21 protein-coding genes, 1 tRNA gene and 1 pseudogene are annotated in these 18,221 nt (G+C 68.9%); 10 read left to right on the top strand and 13 right to left on the bottom strand.

Annotation, left to right across the window (positions count from 1 at the left end; genetic code table 11):
• Window positions 1-113, bottom strand: a 113-nt coding sequence (locus ASD25_RS17785) for a CarD family transcriptional regulator (protein ID WP_304439660.1), incomplete at its 3' end; no start/stop codon positions are given.
• 393 nt (window positions 114-506) lie between these two features.
• Window positions 507-848 (bottom strand): ferredoxin FdxA, encoded by a 342-nt coding sequence (gene fdxA / locus ASD25_RS17780; protein ID WP_055830815.1) that lies wholly within the window; start codon window positions 846-848, stop codon window positions 507-509.
• 174 nt (window positions 849-1,022) lie between these two features.
• On the opposite strand from fdxA, the gene ASD25_RS17775 reads away from it, so the two are divergent.
• Window positions 1,023-1,646 (top strand): YceI family protein, encoded by a 624-nt coding sequence (locus ASD25_RS17775; protein WP_055830813.1) that lies wholly within the window; start codon window positions 1,023-1,025, stop codon window positions 1,644-1,646.
• Window positions 1,647-1,649: 3 nt separating this feature from the next.
• Here ASD25_RS17775 and ASD25_RS17770 read toward each other — a convergent pair whose 3' ends face one another.
• Both ASD25_RS17770 and ASD25_RS17765 read right to left on the bottom strand, forming a co-directional pair.
• Window positions 1,650-1,931 (bottom strand): RNA-binding S4 domain-containing protein, encoded by a 282-nt coding sequence (locus tag ASD25_RS17770; protein WP_055830811.1) that lies wholly within the window; start codon window positions 1,929-1,931, stop codon window positions 1,650-1,652.
• Window positions 1,928-4,411, bottom strand: a complete 2,484-nt coding sequence (locus ASD25_RS17765) for a helicase-related protein (protein WP_055830809.1) — start codon at window positions 4,409-4,411, stop codon at window positions 1,928-1,930. Before ASD25_RS17765 ends, ASD25_RS17770 begins: the two co-directional genes overlap by 4 nt.
• Before the next feature lie 297 nt (window positions 4,412-4,708).
• On the opposite strand from ASD25_RS17765, the gene ASD25_RS17760 reads away from it, so the two are divergent.
• Window positions 4,709-4,785, top strand: a tRNA-Arg gene (locus ASD25_RS17760).
• Window positions 4,786-5,296: 511 nt separating this feature from the next.
• A complete protein-coding gene (locus ASD25_RS17755; protein WP_056619306.1) occupies window positions 5,297-6,085 on the top strand; it encodes a hypothetical protein in 789 nt (262 codons plus the stop codon).
• Between the two features lie 231 nt (window positions 6,086-6,316).
• Here the strand turns inward: ASD25_RS17755 and ASD25_RS17750 are convergent, their stop codons facing one another.
• Entirely contained in the window at window positions 6,317-6,724 is a 408-nt protein-coding gene (locus tag ASD25_RS17750) for a DUF983 domain-containing protein (RefSeq protein ID WP_055830805.1), read from the bottom strand.
• A gap of 127 nt (window positions 6,725-6,851) precedes the next feature.
• Between ASD25_RS17750 and ASD25_RS17745 the strand changes: the two genes are divergently transcribed.
• Window positions 6,852-9,704 (top strand): hypothetical protein, encoded by a 2,853-nt coding sequence (locus ASD25_RS17745; protein ID WP_055830803.1) that lies wholly within the window; start codon window positions 6,852-6,854, stop codon window positions 9,702-9,704.
• A gap of 26 nt (window positions 9,705-9,730) precedes the next feature.
• Here ASD25_RS17745 and ASD25_RS17740 read toward each other — a convergent pair whose 3' ends face one another.
• From ASD25_RS17740 to ASD25_RS17730, 4 genes and pseudogenes are all read right to left on the bottom strand, one after another.
• Window positions 9,731-10,009, bottom strand: coding sequence for an HU family DNA-binding protein (locus ASD25_RS17740; protein WP_055830800.1), 279 nt, complete (start codon window positions 10,007-10,009; stop codon window positions 9,731-9,733).
• 75 nt (window positions 10,010-10,084) lie between these two features.
• Window positions 10,085-10,246, bottom strand: a complete 162-nt coding sequence (locus ASD25_RS32130; protein WP_235562782.1) for a PAS domain-containing protein — start codon at window positions 10,244-10,246, stop codon at window positions 10,085-10,087.
• 13 nt (window positions 10,247-10,259) lie between these two features.
• Window positions 10,260-10,964 (bottom strand): annotated as a pseudogene (gene fliP, locus ASD25_RS17735) (flagellar type III secretion system pore protein FliP); the annotation flags it as partial.
• The gene (locus tag ASD25_RS17730; protein ID WP_055831252.1) at window positions 10,961-11,248 is read right to left on the bottom strand and encodes a flagellar biosynthetic protein FliO; all 288 of its coding nucleotides are present in this window, start codon (window positions 11,246-11,248) and stop codon (window positions 10,961-10,963) included. The pseudogene fliP and the gene ASD25_RS17730, both read right to left, overlap by 4 nt.
• Window positions 11,249-11,361: 113 nt before the next feature.
• Between ASD25_RS17730 and flgB the strand changes: the two genes are divergently transcribed.
• Genes flgB through fliE form a run of 3 tightly spaced genes read left to right on the top strand, consistent with a single transcriptional unit; the run spans window position 11,362 to window position 12,509 of the window.
• Window positions 11,362-11,769, top strand: a complete 408-nt coding sequence (gene flgB, locus ASD25_RS17725; protein WP_055830794.1) for a flagellar basal body rod protein FlgB — start codon at window positions 11,362-11,364, stop codon at window positions 11,767-11,769.
• A gap of 11 nt (window positions 11,770-11,780) precedes the next feature.
• Complete coding sequence (flgC, locus tag ASD25_RS17720) at window positions 11,781-12,200, top strand: flagellar basal body rod protein FlgC (RefSeq protein WP_235561773.1); 420 nt, start codon at window positions 11,781-11,783, stop codon at window positions 12,198-12,200.
• Window positions 12,201-12,209: 9 nt separating this feature from the next.
• Window positions 12,210-12,509, top strand: coding sequence for a flagellar hook-basal body complex protein FliE (gene fliE / locus ASD25_RS17715; protein ID WP_055830793.1), 300 nt, complete (start codon window positions 12,210-12,212; stop codon window positions 12,507-12,509).
• Between the two features lie 6 nt (window positions 12,510-12,515).
• Here the strand turns inward: fliE and ASD25_RS17710 are convergent, their stop codons facing one another.
• The 4 genes from ASD25_RS17710 to folE form a co-directional block, all read right to left on the bottom strand.
• Entirely contained in the window at window positions 12,516-13,394 is an 879-nt protein-coding gene (locus ASD25_RS17710) for a 2OG-Fe(II) oxygenase (RefSeq protein ID WP_055830791.1), read from the bottom strand.
• Between the two features lie 56 nt (window positions 13,395-13,450).
• Complete coding sequence (locus ASD25_RS17705; protein WP_055830789.1) at window positions 13,451-14,602, bottom strand: acyltransferase; 1,152 nt, start codon at window positions 14,600-14,602, stop codon at window positions 13,451-13,453.
• A gap of 54 nt (window positions 14,603-14,656) precedes the next feature.
• Window positions 14,657-15,169, bottom strand: a complete 513-nt coding sequence (locus tag ASD25_RS17700) for a hypothetical protein (protein WP_055830787.1) — start codon at window positions 15,167-15,169, stop codon at window positions 14,657-14,659.
• A 61-nt stretch (window positions 15,170-15,230) separates the two neighbouring features.
• A complete protein-coding gene (gene folE, locus ASD25_RS17695) occupies window positions 15,231-15,920 on the bottom strand; it encodes a GTP cyclohydrolase I FolE (protein WP_082560131.1) in 690 nt (229 codons plus the stop codon).
• Window positions 15,921-16,053: 133 nt separating this feature from the next.
• On the opposite strand from folE, the gene fliQ reads away from it, so the two are divergent.
• Genes fliQ through flhB form a run of 3 tightly spaced genes read left to right on the top strand, consistent with a single transcriptional unit; the run spans window position 16,054 to window position 18,168 of the window.
• Window positions 16,054-16,317: a flagellar biosynthesis protein FliQ gene (fliQ, locus tag ASD25_RS17690; RefSeq protein WP_055830786.1), complete on the top strand. Its 264-nt coding sequence runs from the start codon at window positions 16,054-16,056 to the stop codon at window positions 16,315-16,317.
• 11 nt (window positions 16,318-16,328) lie between these two features.
• Window positions 16,329-17,099: a flagellar biosynthetic protein FliR gene (gene fliR, locus ASD25_RS17685; protein ID WP_055830784.1), complete on the top strand. Its 771-nt coding sequence runs from the start codon at window positions 16,329-16,331 to the stop codon at window positions 17,097-17,099.
• The gene (flhB, locus tag ASD25_RS17680) at window positions 17,092-18,168 is read left to right on the top strand and encodes a flagellar biosynthesis protein FlhB (protein ID WP_055830782.1); all 1,077 of its coding nucleotides are present in this window, start codon (window positions 17,092-17,094) and stop codon (window positions 18,166-18,168) included. Before fliR ends, flhB begins: the two co-directional genes overlap by 8 nt.
• Window positions 18,169-18,221: the final 53 nt, after the last annotated feature.

Below are 18,221 nucleotides of genomic sequence, written 5' to 3'. Positions count from 1 at the left end.
AGCGACATGCCCGCGACTTCCTGGGTCTCGACGGCCGCCACCTTGCCGACGCCGTGCGCCGGATAGACGACCGCGTCGCCAACCTTGAATTCCAGACCGCTCTTGTTCGTCATGTCATTCCTTTCCCGGCGCAGGGTGGATGAGGCGGCAACGCAAGTGACGGCTGCGCTCTCCATCGACGGGAACCGTCGGCGGCGCAGCTGTATCAGTCGTCAGGAGCGAAAACGGATCACCAAACCTCTGGCCGACCCCGCCTTCGTGGGCGGAGTTCTGTCGCAAACGCGGGCGGCGCGAGAAAATCGCTTACCGCCCGACCCAATNCGACCCCGCCTTCGTGGGCGGAGTTCTGTCGCAAACGCGGGCGGCGCGAGAAAATCGCTTACCGCCCGACCCAATGACAGGAACCTATCACAAAATTGGGGAAATTCAAAACGTCCACAGCGTCAGCGTGGCCGTAACGGTAAATCCCACCGGCCGATGGCGGCGAACAGGCGCCGCCGTTGCCGTCAGGAGCCCTTGCCGGGCTTTTCCGAGAAGTATTTCTCGAACTTGCCGGTTTCGCGCTCGAACTGTTCGGCGTCGGCCGGGGGCGTGCCCTTGACGGTGATGTTGGGCCAGACCTTGGCGTATTCCGCGTTGACCAGCAGCCATTTGCCGTCGGGCTCGTCCTCGGTGTCGGGCACGATGGCGTCGACCGGGCATTCCGGCTCGCATACGCCGCAGTCGATGCATTCGTCCGGGGCGATGACGAGGAAATTCTCCCCCTCGTAGAAGCAGTCGACCGGGCAGACCTCGACGCAGTCCATGAACTTACATTTCACGCAGGCGTCGGTGACGATGTAGGTCATGGGGCGGAGGGGATCGCGCGGTTTCGGGGACGGGTTGCGCAGATGACCCCCGCGGCCGCGGCTGTCAACTCGGTGGGCGGACGTGACGCATCCGGGGGGTTGTCATGGACGATGGGCGCTCTATCTGTATCAGATGCGATTACAGATCGCCCGACATCCAGAGGATTTCACACAATGCATCCCGTCTCCCGCACCGTCATCGCCGCCGCCGCCTCGCTCAGCCTTCTGGCCGGCGGCGCCGTGGTCGCCCAGGCCGTCCTGACCCAGACCCCGGCCGAGGTCCAGGCGGGGACCTACAAGCTGGATTCCGCGCACGGCAAGATCACCTGGTCGGTCGACCACATGGGCTTCTCGACCTACGTCGGCCAGTTCGTGGCGGTGCAGGCGAACCTGACCCTGGACCCTGCCAACCCCTCGGCCTCGACGCTGACGGCGACCATCCCCCTGACCGAGGTCGACACCAATTCCGACGGACTGGACGCCCACCTGCAGACGGCCGACTTCTTCGACACCGCAAACCATCCTGTCGCCACCTTCGTCTCGCGCTCGGTCACGATCGACGCCGCCGACCCGTCGGAAGCCGTCGTGGTCGGAGACCTGACCCTGCGCGGCGTCACCCGTCCGGTGACCATGGCGGTCGAGTTCAACCAGGCCGGCCCGTCCATGGGCGCCTACAAGGCCGGGTTCGACGGCGAGGCCACGATCAAACGGTCCGAGTTCGGCATCGCCTATGGCCTCCCGGTGCTGGGCGACGAGGTGACGCTGCACATCGAAGGCGAGTTCGTCCGGCAGCCGTAGGCGTCAGTCGGTCGGGGCGAGGACATAGAGGGCGCGGGCTTCCTCGGGCGGACCGCGCCGCTCGCCCAGGCCCTCGACCGTGAGGTCGACCAGCCGTCCGCCGATGGCGAACACCAGACCGTCGCCGACGTGAACGGAACGGCTGGGCTTGTCCAGCCGGGCCTGTCGCCCCTGGTGGGTCAGCCGGACCGCGCCCCGCTCGACCATGGCCGCCGCCAGCGACCGCGTCCTCGCGAAGCGTGCGCGCCACAGCCACACATCGATGCGACAGGCCGTCTCGCTCATGCCGGCGCGCGGTTCCGGCGGGGGCGTCTGCGTTTCGCGCGGGCGGGCGGGGGCGCCGCCGTCAGGGCCGACAGGACGGCGAACGGCGAGTCCTTCACCGTCCTTGGCCGGTCGCCCCGATCCGGCTTCTGCGCGCGCGAGGCTTTCAGCGCGGCGGTCAGGGCCCTGGCCTCGTCCAGCGAAACGCCCAGGGCCCCGACGTCGGCGTCGGTCAGCACGCCCTTGCCGGCGGCCTGGCGCTCGCTCATCGACTCCAGCAGGTCCACCGCGGCGGCGACCTTGCCGACCGCGCGCAGGCCGAAGGCCGACAGCAGGCGCGGCGAGGGCGGCGGCTCGGGCAGGGCGGTCAGGGTCGTGGCTCCCGGCCGGAACGGCTCGCCGGCGACAAAGGCCTGGGCCAGGGTTCGCGCCCGCGCCTTCAGCACCCCCGGCAGCCAGACCGAATGGGTCCCCATGCGCACGGCGAAGGTCCTCAGCGTGCGCCGCTCGACCTGGCTCAGCGCCGCCAGATCGCGCTCGACGTCGCGCCGGTCGATGACTCCCCCGGCCTCGATCAGGCGGAAGGCGATCCCGCGCGGCAGGCCCTTCAAGGTCCCGCTCTCCACCGCCGCCTTCAGTCGCGCCAGCGGCTTCAGCGCCCGCCCGGCCTCGCCGGCCAGCCACGCCTCCAGCCGCCGCTGCGCCCGCTCGCGCCCCGCCGCCGGCCCCAGTTCGCCCGACAGCCGCACTCGCGGCGCGAACCAGCTTCCGCCCGTCACCTGACCGGCCGCAACGCCGCGCCACAGCACCGCGCCTTCGGGGGTGACGCTGAACGCCTCGTCCGCGTCGGCCGCCAGCCGGCCAAGCCGGCGCGCGATCTCGGGCGTCACCGCCTGCCGCGCGGCATGCCGCAGGGCCCGGTCCTCGAGGGCCGAGGATCCCTTGTCGATCTGGAAGTCCACGCCGGTCAGCCGCCCGACCGCATGGCCCTCGACGATGACCGCCCCTTCGGCGTCGACGTCCGCGACCGCGTCCTCGCGCACGTTCAGGGCCCGCATCAGGGCGGTCGTGCGCCGGTCGACGAAGCGCGCGGTCAGTCGTTCGTGCAGGACGTCCGAAAGCCGCTCCTCCAGCGCCCTGGTGCGGTCGCGCCAGCCTTGGGCCTGATCCAGCCAGTCGGGACGGTTGGCGATGTAGCTGAGGGTGCGCACGCCGCTGAGACGGGCCGACAGCTGGTCGATCTGGCCATCGTCGCGGTCCAGTTCGGCGAAGCGGGGCGCGATCCAGTCCTCGGTCAGTCGGCCCCGCCTGCCGGTCAGAGCCTGGAAGATGTCCTTCGCCAGCCGGCCGTGTTCGTCCAGCGTCGTCTTCTGGAAGTCCGGCAGCTGGCAGGCCTCCCACAGCCGCATGATGGCGCCGCGCGAGCGGCCGACGCGCGCGACCTCCTCATCCTTGATCAGGCGCCGCAGCAGGGTTTCGTCCAGCGCCGGCTGGGTCAGGCTCAGACCCGTCCGGCCCGGCGTGACGACCAGCGACCGCAACAGGTCGGGCAGGGTGTCGAAATCCAGCCGGGCATTGCGCCATTCGGCCCCCTCGACCGGGTCGAAGCGGTGCTCGACCACCTGTTCGACCAGATCGGGGTCCAGCTCCAGCGATTCTCCGGTGACCCCGAAGGTGCCGTCACGCAGATGCCGTCCGGCGCGGCCCGCGATCTGGCCGATCTCGTGGGCGTGCAGCCAGCGCGTCCGTCGCCCGTCGAACTTCCGCAGGCCGGCGAAGGCGACGTGGTCGACCTCCATGTTCAGCCCCATGCCGATGGCGTCGGTGGCGACCAGAAAATCGACCTCGCCCGACTGGAACAGCTCGACCTGGGCGTTGCGGGTGCGGGGACTGAGCGAGCCCATCACCACGGCGGCGCCGCCGCGCTGGCGCCGGATCAACTCGGCGATGGCGTAGACCTGCTCGGTCGAGAAGGCGACGATGGCGCTGCGGGCCGGCAGGCGGGTCAGCTTCTTGGATCCGGCGTAGGACAGGGTCGACAGCCGTTCGCGCGAGACGATCTCCACGTCGGGAACCAGGGCGCGGATCAGCGGAGCCATCGTCCCGGCGCCCAGGAACATGGTCTCGAACCGCCCGCGCGCATGCAGGAGCCGCTGGGTGAAGACGTGACCCCGCTCGGGATCGGCGACCAGCTGGATCTCGTCGACGGCGAGGAACTCGACCGACCGCTCCATCGGCATGGCCTCGACGGTGCAGACGAAATAGACGGCCCGCGGCGGGACGATCTTCTCCTCGCCGGTGACCAGGGCCACAGCCGCCGCGCCGCGGCGCTTGACGATCCGGTCGTAGATCTCGCGCGCCAGCAGCCGCAGGGGCAGACCGATCATGCCCGAGGCGTGGCCCAGCATCCGCTCGACCGCCAGATGGGTCTTGCCGGTGTTGGTGGGCCCCAGGACCGCGACGACGCGCGAGGGGGGCTGACCGGTGCTGCGATCACTCATGATGCTGAAAAGGTGGCGTGTCCCGACCGGTTCCTCAAGCGGCGCCGTGGCGGCCGGCGGACACGTAAACAGCGAAGGTTCGGCTGGCGGAACAGGGGCGAAACGAATCAGGACCGAATCATCGACACGGCCCGATTCGGGGTTTGTTCCCTACAAGATATTGTATCTTAACGGCTCTTAATCACAAGAAGATAGGGCGGCTTTCAACCGGCGGCGCGCGGACCGGGGCGGGTGTCGCCGGAAAACGCATCTGGCCGCTTCCCCGACGCCGTCCCAGCCGCTAGGTCAGCGCTGCGTGGCCCCGTAGCTCAGCCGGATAGAGCAAGGCTTTCCTAAAGCAGAGGTCGGGGGTTCGAGTCCCTCCGGGGTCGCCATCCTCACCATCCCGCAAAAATCCGCCCCCGACGGACCTCTTCCGTCCACAGGATTCCTCCGGTCTGAAGATGGTTTCCCCGTTTACCGGAACGCCTCCGCCTCCCGGGTCCAAGGGTCCGATCATGCACGCATCGATAGAGACAAGTATAGTGTTCTATCCTTCAGGGCATAACCGCCTGCCCTTTCTCAATGTAATCGAAGAATACGGTCTGGCAAACGTCTGCCATTTCTGATACATTGGAGCCGTATTTGGCTATATTTAAAGTATATAAAAGTAAACACTGATATATTCAGAAAGCAATGTGACCTATATTTCGTGAGGTGTTTCGTTGTTCACTCAAAATACGAATCAGGATGAGTCGAGATTAATTTCTAAAATCACTGTAACGGCGTATTTTCGAGCATCATTACTGCATTAACTTGGCATGTTAACCAGAAGGCTAAGGTTCGAGTTAATCTATCAGCGTTCATTCAATCAGTCGGACGAGGTGGAAGCCAGGAGGGTCGGGCATGCATGCGGGACGGGGGGACTGGGGCTATGGCCGGTTGCGCGAAGAGGCCGAGGCGGGAGCGGCCCCGCAGCGGCGCGCCTTCGGTGCCCCGTACGAAAGCGTCACGTTTTCAACCGCCACCCGGTCCCGTTGTGAGTTGACCGTCACCCTGGCCTCGCAGCCCGTGTTCGACCTGGCGTCCTCGACCCCCATAAGCCAGCGTCTGAGGCGCACCATCCGGCGCTGTGGCGAACGCTCGCTGTTCGAACGAAGGACGCTCGAGGTTGACGACCTGAAGCAGATCGACGTCCTGACCATCGAACACGGCCTGCGGCTGCTGCGGCTGGGACCGGGCGACAGCGGCATCGTGCCCGCCTTCTGGCGGACGTTCGCCGCCGGGCGCGGATCCTATGCCTTGCTCTGCGCGGCCAGCCAGCACAGCGCCGAACCCGGCAGTCTGCTGGTCGAGGTCTTCGGCGGCATCGAGCACGCGCCCGTGGAGGTCATCGACGACGCCCTGGCGCATTTCCAGACCCAGACCCGCGGCGTCGTGCTCCACGTCGCGCCCGACATCGACGCCGCGCGACGGCTGAACGGCGTGCGGGCCCACTGCCTGGCCATCGATTTCGCCGGAGTCGCGCACGAGACCGTGCGCGACTGGCTCAGCGCGGCGGAACTGGTGGCGGCGGCGCGTCAGATCTGCAGTCAGCTGATGCTGGTCAATCTCAGGCCCGACCGGGCGCTGCCGGCCCAGGCCGCCGGCGCGACCCACGCTGTCTTCTCCACCCTCGAGCCGCGGACGCTCTAGCGACGAGCCGCCGGCGGGACGGCGGATGGACCTGTCCCTTCGCGCATTGGTCCTGGCCGCGCTGACCGGTCTATTTCCGCGTGCGCGTCAGGATCATGCGGACGCCCATACCGAGGATGACGACGGGCACGAGAATGAGCAGCCAAGACAGTATGCGTTCGACGTCCATGGCTCGCCCCTCCTCGAGGCTCGCGCAGGGAGCGCGCCGCCGCGTCCGAAGTCAAACGGCGATCAGCGCCATTTCGACCCTTCGCCGTGTCCGCCCAGACTCTGGAACTCGGGCGGGGCGGCCTTGTGGATGTACTGTTCCGAAACCAGCCAGCCCTTCAGCGGCCGCAAGACGGCGAGACAGCCCAGCACCAGCAGCGGCATGGTCACCACCAGATGCACCCAGATCGGCGGGTGGGCGCCGAATTCGAACCACATGAACAGGGCCATGCCGATGACGCCGACCAGGCTCATGCCGAAGAAGGCCGGGCCGTCGGCCGGTTCGGCGAAGCTGTAGTCGAGGCCGCACGCGGGGCAGGCGTCGCGGATGGTCAGGAAGCCCTTCAGCAGCGGACCCTTGCCGCAACGCGGGCATCGGCAGCGCAGGCCGGTGGACAGGGTGCTGAGGCGCGGAAACTGGGGATCGGTCACAATTCGGGTCCTGACGGGAAGCCACAGCGCATGTCGGTCTGCGGGGGCCGCCATGCAACCGGCCGCATTGTCGCGGTCACCAACCGTTAACCGCGTTGTAAGGCCGGTCGCGCGAGGGTGCGCGCGTATGTCCGGGGTCTCCGTCAGCAAGCGCGTTCTCAGAACCACCGTGGCCGCCGCCGCGGCGGGCGCGGTCGTCTTCGCGCCCATGGCGCCCCTGGCCCAGGAGGTCGGCGCGGCCGCCGATCCCATCTCGATCCGCATCGGGGCCAACGCCGAGTTCACCCGCATCGAATTCGCCGGCGTCATCGGGGCGCGGTCGAAAGTCCGGCGCGAGGGCCGCGACGTCATCGTTCGCATCGGGTCGACCGCCGCGCCCGATGTCTCGCGGTTGAAGGTCGATCCGCCCCGGGGCGTGGAAAAGGTCGAGACCCGCGCCGTCGAGGGCGCCACCGAACTGGTCCTGACCCTGGCCGAGGGAGCCGACGCCCGCTCGGGCTCGGCCGACGGTGCCGTCTATCTGAACCTCTTCGCCTCGGCCCCGGATGCGCCGCCGGTCGCCGTCGCCGCGCAGACCGTGGCCGTCGTCACCCGGGCCACCCCCGCCAAGGTGTCGCTGGCCTTCCAGTGGGACAAGCCGGTCGGGGCGGCCGTCTTCCGTCGCGGCGAGGCGGTCTGGGTCGTGTTCGACACCCCGGCCCGGCTCGACATGTCCGGCGCGCGACAGCTGGGCCCGGCCTCCGACGCGCACTGGACGGCCGGAACGGACCATGTCGCCGTCCGCATCGCCGCGCCTGCCGGTCTGGCGGTCTCCGCCGTCGCCCGGGGCTCGGCCTGGACCGTGACGATCGGCGGTCAGCCGGTCGCCGTCGAGGGCGTGGCCATCAACCGCGACGACAGCGGCGAGCCGGTTCTGGTCGCCCGGATGGCCGGCGCCACCAAGGCGGTCTGGCTGACGGATCCGCTGGCCGGAGACCGGTTCGCGGCCGTCACGGCCCTCGCGCCCGGCAAGGGCTTCGCCGACCGTCGCCGGACCGTCGATCTGGCCCTGTTGCCCACCGCCCAGGGACTGGCCGTCGAAACCTCCTCCGCCGACCTTGGCATCCAGGCCGACGGCGATCGGGTCACCTTCAGCCGGCCCAACGGCCTGATCCTGTCGCCGCCGTCCGCCGCGCTCGACGCCGCGACGGATCGGAACGGCGCCCCCCGGAAGGCGAAATACGCCGCCCTCGTGCTGGCCGAATGGGCCGATGTCGGCCACGCCGGCTTCTCCGCCCGCTATCGTCAGCTTCAGGACGCCGCCGCCCAGGAGGCGATGGCGGCCGGCGACGATCCGCGCGCGCCGGCCGAGGCGCGCTTCGCCCTGGCCCGCTTCCTCGTCGGGTCGGGTCTCGGTTACGAGGCCGTCGGCGTCCTGAACAACATCGTCGCCAGGGCTCCCAACATGGTCGGGGAGCCCGAGCTTCGCGGCCTGCGCGGCGCCGCCCGCGCCTCCATCGGCCGTATGGAGGAGGCGGAAGGCGATTTCGCCGCCTCCGCCGTGGCCGGCGATCCCGCTTCCGCGATGTGGCGGGGCTATATCGCCTCCAGCCAGGGCGACTGGGCCGCCGCCCGGCAGGCGTTCGCCACCGGAGCCGTGGCCGCCGACGCCTTTCCCGCCGCCTGGCGCGCCCGCTTCGGCGCGGCCCATGCGCTGGCGGCCCTTGAGACCGGCGACCTGGACGCCGCCCGCGCCCTGCTGGCCTACAGCTTCAGCCAGGAAGCGCCCGCCGCCGATCAGCTGACCGCGCGCCTGGTGCAGGCGAAGCTGTTCGAACTGGACGGCCAGTCCGACAGGGCCCTGTCGGTCTACAACGCCATCAGCCGGGCGCCGCTGGACGCCGTCTCGGTGCCGGCCAAGCTGGGCGTCGTCCGCCTGTCCCTGGCCAAGGGCCGGATGAAGCCCGACGCCGCCGCCTCTGAACTGGAAGGCCTGCGGTGGCGCTGGCGGGGCGACGCCACCGAACTGGCTGTCATCCGCCAGCTGGGCCAACTCTATTTGTCGCAGGGGCTCTACCGCGAAGCCCTGACCGTGCTGAAGGGCGCGGGGCCCGGTCTGAACCGGCTGGAAGGCGCCGCCGACATCCAGGCCGATCTGGGCGCGGCCTTCCGGATGCTGTTCCTCGAAGGCGGCGCCGACGGCCTGCAGCCCGTGCAGGCCCTGGGTCTGTTCTACGATTTCCGCGACCTGACCCCGATCGGCGCCGACGGCGACGAGATGGTGCGCCGCCTCGCGCGCCGGCTGGTCGACGTCGACCTGCTGGATCAGGCGGCCGAACTGCTGAAGTATCAGGTCGACAACCGGCTGGAGGGGGTGGCCAAGGCCCAGGTCGCGACCGACCTGGCCGCGGTCTATCTGATGGATCGGCAACCGGAACCCGCCCTGCAGGCGATCTGGGGTTCGCGGACCACCATCCTGCCCAACGCCCTGAACGCCGAGCGGCGCGCCCTTGAGGCCCGCGCCCTGGCGGGCCTCGGCCGCTTCGATCACGCGCTGGAGGTGCTGGGCTCCGACGGCTCGCCCGAGGCCGGCGACGTCCGCGCCGAGATCTTCTGGAAGCAGCAGAAATGGCTCCAGGCGGCGGCCCTGTACGACGCCCGTCTCGGTCAGCGGTACGCCGATCCGACTCCGCTGACCGCCGAGGAAGAGGCGCGCCTGATTCGCGCCGGGATCGGCTATTCGCTGGGACGGGACGGCGCGGCCCTGAACCGCCTGTCGCGGAACTACCGCCCCTTCGTGGCCGGCGCCCGGGCCAGGTCGGCGCTGGCGATCGCCCTCGACGACGACGGCGTCGCGCCGGGAGATTTCGCGACCCTGACCGCCTCGGCCGACACCTTCGCGGGTTGGGTCACCGCCATGAAGGGGGACCTCAGAACGAAAACGGGCGGGAACCGCGCCGCGGCCCCCGCCCGTCCTCAAGCTGCGACGCCGGCCCCCTAGAGGCCACGCGCCGGGACCTTCCGGTCTTACTTGTTCACCGCATCCTTCAGCGGCTTCGAMACGCGGAAGCGCACGGCCTTCGAGGCGGCGATCTTGATGGTCGCGCCGGTGGCSGGGTTGCGGCCTTCACGGGCGGCGCGGGCGGCCGTGTCGAACACGCCSAGGTTGGAGATGCGCACGTCGCCGCCGCCGGTCAGCGACTTGTGRATGTTCTTGACGAGGGCGTCGAGCATSCGGCCGGCGTCGGCCTGGCTGACACCTGCGTCCTTGGCGACGGAGGCGATGAGTTCTGCTTGGGTGGTCATGTGGGTCGTTTCCCGATGAAAGCTCGCCCCGATTCAGGGGCGATGACGGACGGATTNGCTGGAAGAGGCCGACGCCTATCGTCGCTGAATCAGGATCACGCCCGCAAGCGCGATCGAAATGAGGATCATGGCGACGAGGAGAATGGTCTGGAGCATGGCATGTTCGTTGCGGATCGGCTGGGCCCGGCCAAGGGTCCAGCGATAGACGCCGTCGGCGCGGCGGAGGCGGTATTCGATCTCATAGGGCTCGCATCATCATRCCCATGGACATGAGCACGCTGGCGACCACCAGATCGATCACAAGGAACGGAACGAAAAGGAGAAATCCGATTTCGAAGGCCTTCTTCARCTCRCTGATCATGAAGGCCGGAGTGACCACTCTCARGGGCAGGTCSGCGGYCGCSGTCGGGGCCTCCAGGCGGGACAGCCGGACGAACAGCGCGAGGTCGTCCTGATCCACCTGSGCCAGCATGAAAGTCTTCACAGGTTCCGACGCCGCATCGAAGGCCTGGGGCAGCTCCATCTGCTGATCCAGCAGGGGKCGGATGCCCGAATCATAGGCGTCCTGCCAGGTCGGAGCCATGACGATGGCGCTCAGGAACAGCGCCAGCGACACCAGCACCGCGTTCGGCGGCGACTGCTGCATGCCCAGGGCGGTGCGCAGCAGGGACAGCACGACGACGATTCGCACGAAGCTGGTGGTCATGATGACGATCGACGGCGCCAGCGACAGCACGGTCATCAGGCCTACCAGCTGCACCACACGCTCGGTCAGGCCCGCGCCGGTGCCGAGGTCGACATTGATCGCCGCGCCGGGTCCGCCGGCGGCGGCGATATCCTGGGCCAGGGCCGCCAGCGGCCACAGCAGGCAGGCGAGGGTGGTGATCAGGGACAGGAGCGCCGCACGCTTCAGCTCCGCGCGGCCGGGCAGGACGAAGACGTCCCTGAGGCTCACTGGGCGGCTCCCGGAGGCGTGACGGCCCCGCGCGGCTCGATCAGCTCGCGCCCTTCGCCGAGCATCAGCAGCCGCTCTTCGCCGTCGATCGAGACCAGCACCAGCCGTCGCGCCGGGTCCAGCATCAGGGTCTCGACCACCTTCATACGCTTTTCGCCGCGCTCGGCGCTGAGGCGCGCCAGCAGCGCCGGGGCGTACCGCCGCGCCGCCCAGGCGGCCAGGCCGATGATGCCCAGGGTGAAGGCGAGCGCGAACAGGGCTCGCAGCAGGTCGAGGAAATTCATGCCCCAGCCTTCGGCGATCATGGTTAACGCCGTATTGAGATAACGTCCCGTTAACCATGGACGCGGCAGTTTCTGCCCATCTCAACGGGCGATCCGCGCCCCGGGAGTCGCCCGTGGGCTTCGCCGACCTGCCGCTGCTCAGCCAGATCAAGGGCCGCCTGTCCTGGCTGGACGAGCGCCAGCGCGTCATCGCCCAGAACGTCGCCAACGCCGACACGCCCGGCTACGCCGGCCGCGACCTGAACCAGCCGACCGATTTCGCCAGAGCCCTCGCCGAGGGCGGCGGCGGGGTCCGCATGACCCGCACCAGCGCCATGCACATCGCCCCGGCGGGCCAGACCGCCCGCTTCCAGACCCAGGCCGCCCCCGATTCGGAGACCACGCTCGACGGCAACTCGGTCGTGGTCGAGGAGCAGATGCTCAAGATGGCCGAGAGCCGCATGGCCTATGACGCCGCGATCGGCCTGTACCAGAAATCCATGCAGATGCTGCGCATGGCCGTCCGCGCGCCCGGACGATGAGGAGCTGACCGATGCCTGACCCCATTCCGCCGCGCAACAGCGCCATGGCCGTCGCCGCCGGCGCCCTCAAGGCCCAGCAGTCGCGCATGCGCATCATCGCGGAGAATATCGCCAACGCCGAGTCGACCGCCCAGGTCGCGGGCGGCCAGCCCTACCGTCGCCAGGTCCCCGTCTTCCAGGCGCGCGAGATCGACGGCGCCACCGGCGTGACCCTGGCCCAGGTGCGGCCCGACATGAGCGACTTCCGCAGCGAATACGATCCGGGCCACCCGGCGGCCAACGCCGAGGGCTATGTGCTGCGCCCCAACGTCGACACCCTGGTCGAGGCCATGGACATGCGCGAGGCGCAGCGCGCCTACGAAGCCAATCTGAACGTCATCGAGACCGCGCGTTCGATGGACAGCCGCACCCTCGACCTGCTGAAGAAATAGGCCTGAGCGATGAATCCCTTGATGGCGGCCAAGGCCTATGCGGCGATCCAGGACGGCGCCTCGCCGGTCGGACCGGGCGCGAACGTCGGCCAGTCCGGCTTCGCCGACATGCTGACCAGCGTTATGGGAGACATGACCCAATCGACCCGCGCGGCCGAGACCCAGATGGCCTCGGCGGTGCAGGGGCAGGGCAGCCTGATCGACGTGGTCACCGCCGTGTCTTCGGCCGAGGCCTCGCTGGAAACCGTCATGGCCGTGCGCGACCAGGTGATCCAGGCCTATCAGGAGATCATGCGGATGCCGATCTGACGTTCGTCAGGCCGTCGGCGCCCGCCCCCTGAGCCACTGCGACAGCACCCATTTCTCGCCCCGGGTCGGCGGCAGGCCCGCGTGGCGTGTCCGCCGGTCGATCGAGCCGTCGGGCAGGGTGTTGGCCCACAGCAGGGCGTCGCCCTTGCGGCCCCGGTGGCGCAGTCCTCCCGCCTCGAACGCCGTCTCCCCGCCCTCGAAATCGTCGTTGAGGAAGACCAGCAAGGTCGCGATCCGCTGCCCCCGCGCCGCCAGATCGGCGGCGTACCCGGGCAGCGACGGATCCAGCCAGTCCACATGCCAGTCGAACGTCTGCCCCACGGCGTAATGCAGCACCTGGGTCCATTCCAGCCCCGGCGCCGGCAGGCCCGCCGCGCGCGCGATCCGCTCCCGCACCAGGGCCAGCAGCACGTCCATCTTCTCCAGGTCGAACTGCGCCGCCCGGTTCGTGCGCACGCTCTCGCGCCGTCCTTCGCCCGTTTCGGGGTCATAGACGAGGGCCGGTTCCACCATGGCCTCGGCCCGGGCGATCATGCCGTCGCAGACCGCCGGCGGCAGGAATCCATCGATGGCGAGGATCGCCGGACCCTCCGACAGCACGCGCGGGCGCGGCGCATTCAGCCAGCCGGCGATGTCGACGCCCCGGGCCGCCCTGAGCCAGTCGTCGGGCTCCGGGGTTCCGGCCAGCAGCACGATCTGCTGCCGGGCAGGTTCGAACCCGAGGCTCGCGGCCCGGCCCAGCAAGGCCATCGCCCGATCCCAGTCCGGCGCGACGCCCAGCCCCATGCCGGTCAGCACGGCCAGACGCGCCGCCGCCGCCCCGTCGCCTGCTTCGGCGGCCTCGGCGAGCGTGGATGGATCGTTGTCGACAGGGACGTCGTTCACCGGGCTGTTCTAGAAGCCCGGGCGGCGCAGGCCAAGCCGGCGATCCGGCGTCGGCTTCAGCCTTCCAGCGACACGACCGGCTGCAACCCGGCCGAGGTCCGGCGCCCGGACCGGCCTTTCAGCCAGACGCGGATGCGGTCCTGGACCGGGGTGTCGATCGCGACGTGAAACGCCCAGGCGAAGAGGAAGGCCGCCGCCACGCCGGCGACCCACAGGGCCCACTGGGCGGCGACGGGCAGGGCGAACCGGGCGATGGCGACATTGGCCACCCCGAACCAGGCGATGCGCACCACCTCGTTGGTGATGAACATCGAGAACGACACCTGCGCCGCCTTCTCGATCCATTTCGAGGGGCGCGGCGTCGGAATGGCGCCGGCGGCGAGGATGATGGTCGAGATGCAGGCCAGCGAGAACAGGGCGTTCTTGTCGAAATACTGGGCCACGGCCAGACCGACCGCGGCGGCGGTTCCGGCCCATCGCGCCAGCTTCGGCGCGATCCAGACCTTTTGCGCGAACCAGGCCAGCGCCATGCCGAGGAAGAACAGCGGCAGGGCCCGGAAGAAGCCGAAGCCCATGGGCATCTGATAGACGGGATAGCCCAGCAGACTCCAGGTCAGCTGGTTGGCCAGCAGGTACAGGCCGACGCCGAGCGCCAGCACGCTCCACGGCCCCAGCCGGACCAGCCCCTTCAGCATCCACGGGAAGGCGAGATAGCAGCCGATCAGGGCCGAGATCGACCAGCTGGGCGCGTTCCAGCCGTAGCCGCCAGGCACGCCGAAGGCCTGCACCAGCCCCATCTGCGCGGGCAGCTGGCTCCAGTCGAACCACTCCGGCGCCCGCGGCCCGACGCCGACGGCCGTCCCGCCGACGACGAGCGCGACCAGGCTGAGGCCCATCATGATGTGCGCCGGCCAGACGCGCAGGAAGCGTTTGGCGAAGAAGTCGCCGGCCGACATCCGGCCCCCGGCCACCGCCGCGCCATAGACGCGCATCAGCACATAGCCGCTGTCGATCAGGAAGAAGTTGGTGAGCAGGAAGCCGCCGCGCTCGAACACCGGATGCCACTGTTCGGCCAGCGGCGCGGGCCCCGCGCCCTGGAAGTGGTGCAGGATGATCAGAGCAGCCACAATGAAACGCAGGGCGTCCAGCCACCCGCCCCGAACGATGGGCGTTGTCTCATTTCGGGTCGATATCGCCGTCCAGGCCATGGGAAAGGCCTCCTTCGAGGCGAATTCCGCAAGGACCGGGCCGCGGCGGGAACCCTACAGCTTGCCGAAGGCCACGCCCCGCCAGCCCCAGCCCGCCGCCAGGACGGCGGCCCGCACCGGGTTTTTGATCTCGGTGGTGTCGAACGCGTAGTCGTAGACCTCGCCGAACGACCCGTCCTCGCGGAAGGCGTAGACGGTCTCGAAGCTCTTCTCGAACTGCTGGCCGCGCGAGGCGCTGGCGGCGGCGCTGAGCGTCGGAACGCCGGCGCGCCATTCGACCTCCCACAGCTCGTCGACCGCCCGGACCTCGCCCTTGGCCTCGTCGAACTTCATCAGCACCTTGAACACCTTCTTGATGCCGGCCTTGGCGAAGATCTCGTACCATTTCGCATCGACGATCCGCCATTCGGCGACCATGTCGACGCCTTCCTTCTTGCCGTCGCGGATGACGAACGGCGCCGTCGCCCGGTTGACGGCCATCAGGCTCTTGCGCAGCTCGGCCGTGGACTGGCGTTTCACGCCGGCGGGCGCCGCCTTGCTTCCTGTCAGAAAATCGAAAAGTCCCATGGCCGTCCCCCGATGAATGTCGGGAGACAGTGGTCGATAGAGGGGCTGAAGACCAGAGGCCTCAGCCGCCCCGCACCAGCCGCAGGAACTCTTCCCGCGTCCGGGCGTCGTCGCGCAGCACGCCCGTCAGATGGCTGGTGATCAGGCTGGTGCCCGGCGCATTGACGCCGCGCAGGGTCATGCAGCTGTGCTCGGCCTCGATCACGACGCCGACGCCCTGGGGCTGAAGCACCTCCTGGATGGCCTTGGCGATCTCGGACGTCATCTTCTCCTGGATCTGCAGCCGCCGAGCATAGCCCCGCACCACGCGCGCCAGCTTGGAGATGCCCACCACCCGGTCGGTCGGCAGATAGGCGACGTGGGCGCGCCCGATCACCGGCAGCATGTGGTGTTCGCAGACGCTGACGAAGCGGATGTCCCTGAGCACGATCAGTTCGTCATAGCCGCCGACCTCCTCGAAGGTCCGCTCCAGATATTCGCGGGGATCCACGTCGTAGCCGGCGAACATCTCGCGATAGCTGCGGGCTACCCGGTCGGGCGTGTCGACCAGGCCCTCGCGGTCCGGATCGTCGCCGGTCCAGCGGATCAGGGTGCGGACGGCGGCCCGGACCTCGTCCTCGTCGGGCAGATCGACCTCGGGCCGTTGTCCGCCCCGGCGCGGCAGTGGCGTGCCGGCGGCGCGCGCCAGGGCCTCGCGTTCCCGCCAGCTGCCGTCGCAATTCTCATCATGGACGTGACGGGGGTCGGTCATGGGGGAATCCTCAACTCTGCGACTGCGGCCTTTAGCTGGGGCCTCATGACATCAGGGCAAGGGCTTCGTCCATCCTAACGCCCCGTTAACCACGCTCCCGGCATTTTCTGCCCGGTGTTTGGTGGAGCGTAAAATGAACGGCGCGGAAGTTCTGGATGTGGGGCGCGACGCCCTGTGGCTGACGATCCAGCTGTGCCTCCCCGTCCTGCTGGTGGGTCTGGTCGTCGGCGTGGTCATCGGCCTGGTCCAGGCCCTGACCCAGATCCAGGAACAGACCCTGATCTACGCCCCCAAGATCATCGCCATCTTCGTCTCGCTGCTTCTGTTCCTGCCATTGATGGGCGCCCTGCTGGGCGGTTTCATGCGCGAGATCGCCGCCCGCATCGCCGGCATGTGATCGCCTGATCGGTGGAGCCATACGCCACATCGGACCAGGTCTGGCAGGGCGCGCTGATCTTCGCGCGGATCGGCGCGGTGCTGATGATGCTGCCCGGCATCGGCGAGAGCTATGTGCCGCCCCGCATTCGCCTGTCGCTGGCCCTGGTGGTGTCGCTGGCCCTGTGGCCGGTCATCGCCGGCGTGCTGCCCGCCCTGCCGGCGACGGTCGGCGGCGTGGCCGGCTGGATCATCCGCGAGGTCATCGTCGGACTGATGATCGGCGCCCTGCTGCGCAGCTTCACCACCGCCCTGTCGACCGCCGGCGAGATCGTGGCCCTGCAGACCACCCTGGCCTTCGCCCAGACCGCCAATCCCATGCAGGCCCAGCCGGGCGCCACCCTGGCCGCCTTCCTGATGCTGCTGGGCACGACCCTGGTCTTCGCCACCAACACCCATCACCTGTTCATCGCCGGACTGGTCGGTTCGTATGAGCTGATCGCCCCGGCGCGGCCGCTGGTCACCGGCGACTTCGCCGAACTGGCCATCCGCACCCTCGGCGACGCCTTCATGCTGGGCGTCCAGCTGTCGGCGCCGCTGCTGGTCTTCGCCCTGATCTTCAACGTCGCCTCGGGACTGATCGGCCGCGTCATGCCGCAGTTCCAGGTCTTCTTCGCCGCCGCCCCGCTCAGCATCATCCTGGGCCTGTCGGTCTTCGCCCTCAGCCTCGGCGTCGTGGGCACGGTCTTCATCGACCGCTACCGCGCCCTGGCCCGGATCTTCGCGGGAGGCGCGGGTGTCTGAAGGCGCCGATCCAGAGTCGAAGACAGAAGAGGCGACACCCCGAAAACTCGAGGACGCGCGAAAAAAGGGCGACGTCGCCAAGTCGCCCGACGTCGCCTCGACCCTGTCCCTGGCGGGGGCCTCCGCCGCCGTCCTGATGACCGGCGGCTATTTCGCGACGTCGATGGCCGAACAGCTTCTGCCCTTCATCGCCGCGCCCCACACCATGCTGGGCGGGCTCGAGGCGGGGGCGGGCGTGGAGATCGGCGCCATCGCCCTGTGGGCCGTCGCGCCCTTCCTCGGCGTGGTCATGCTGGCCACCATCCTCGGCGGCGTCGGCGGCAACGTGGCCCAGTCCGGCCTGATCTTCTCCGCCGACAAGCTCAAGCCCGACTGGTCCAAGGTCAGTCCGATGAAGGGGTTCAAACGCATCTTCGGCCCCGACGGCCTGGTTCAGTTCATCAAGACCTTCATCAAGCTGCTGGCCGTCGGCTTCATCTGCTGGATGGTGCTGAAGCCGCGCCTGCGCGACCTCGAGAATATGGCCGCCATGCCGCCGGCGATGATCCTGCCCGTCGCGCGCGACATGATCCTCGCTCTGGTGGTGGCGACGCTGATCCTGCTGGCCTTCACCGCGGGCGCCGACTTCCTGTGGCAGAAATTCCGCTTCGCCGAGCGGATGAAGATGACCAAGGAAGAGATCAAGGAAGACTACAAACAGTCCGAGGGCGATCCGCACGTCAAGGCCAAGCTGAAGCAGATCCGGGCCCAGCGCAGCCGCCAGCGGATGATGCAGAACGTCCCCAAGGCCACGGTCATCATCACCAACCCCACTCACTATTCGGTGGCCCTGCGCTACGAGCCGGGCGAGGGCGATCCGGCGCCCATCTGCGTCGCCAAGGGCGTCGACGCCCTGGCCCTGCGCATCCGCGAGGTCGCTCGCGAGCACCAGGTGCCGATCGTCGAGAACGTGCCGCTCGCCCGCGCCCTCTACGCCGCCGTCGAGGTGGACCAGACCATTCCCCGCGAGCATTTCGAGGCGGCCGCCAGGGTCATCGGCTTCGTGATGCAGAAGCGGAAGAAGCGTTGATCGTTCAACACTCTTAACCCGCCATTTACCATGCGCCCGGCATTTTCTGCCTG

Source organism: Brevundimonas sp. Root1423, from assembly GCF_001426805.1.
The sequence above is the reverse complement of the archived record's forward strand: the minus strand, read 5'-3'. Positions and strand labels throughout refer to the sequence as shown.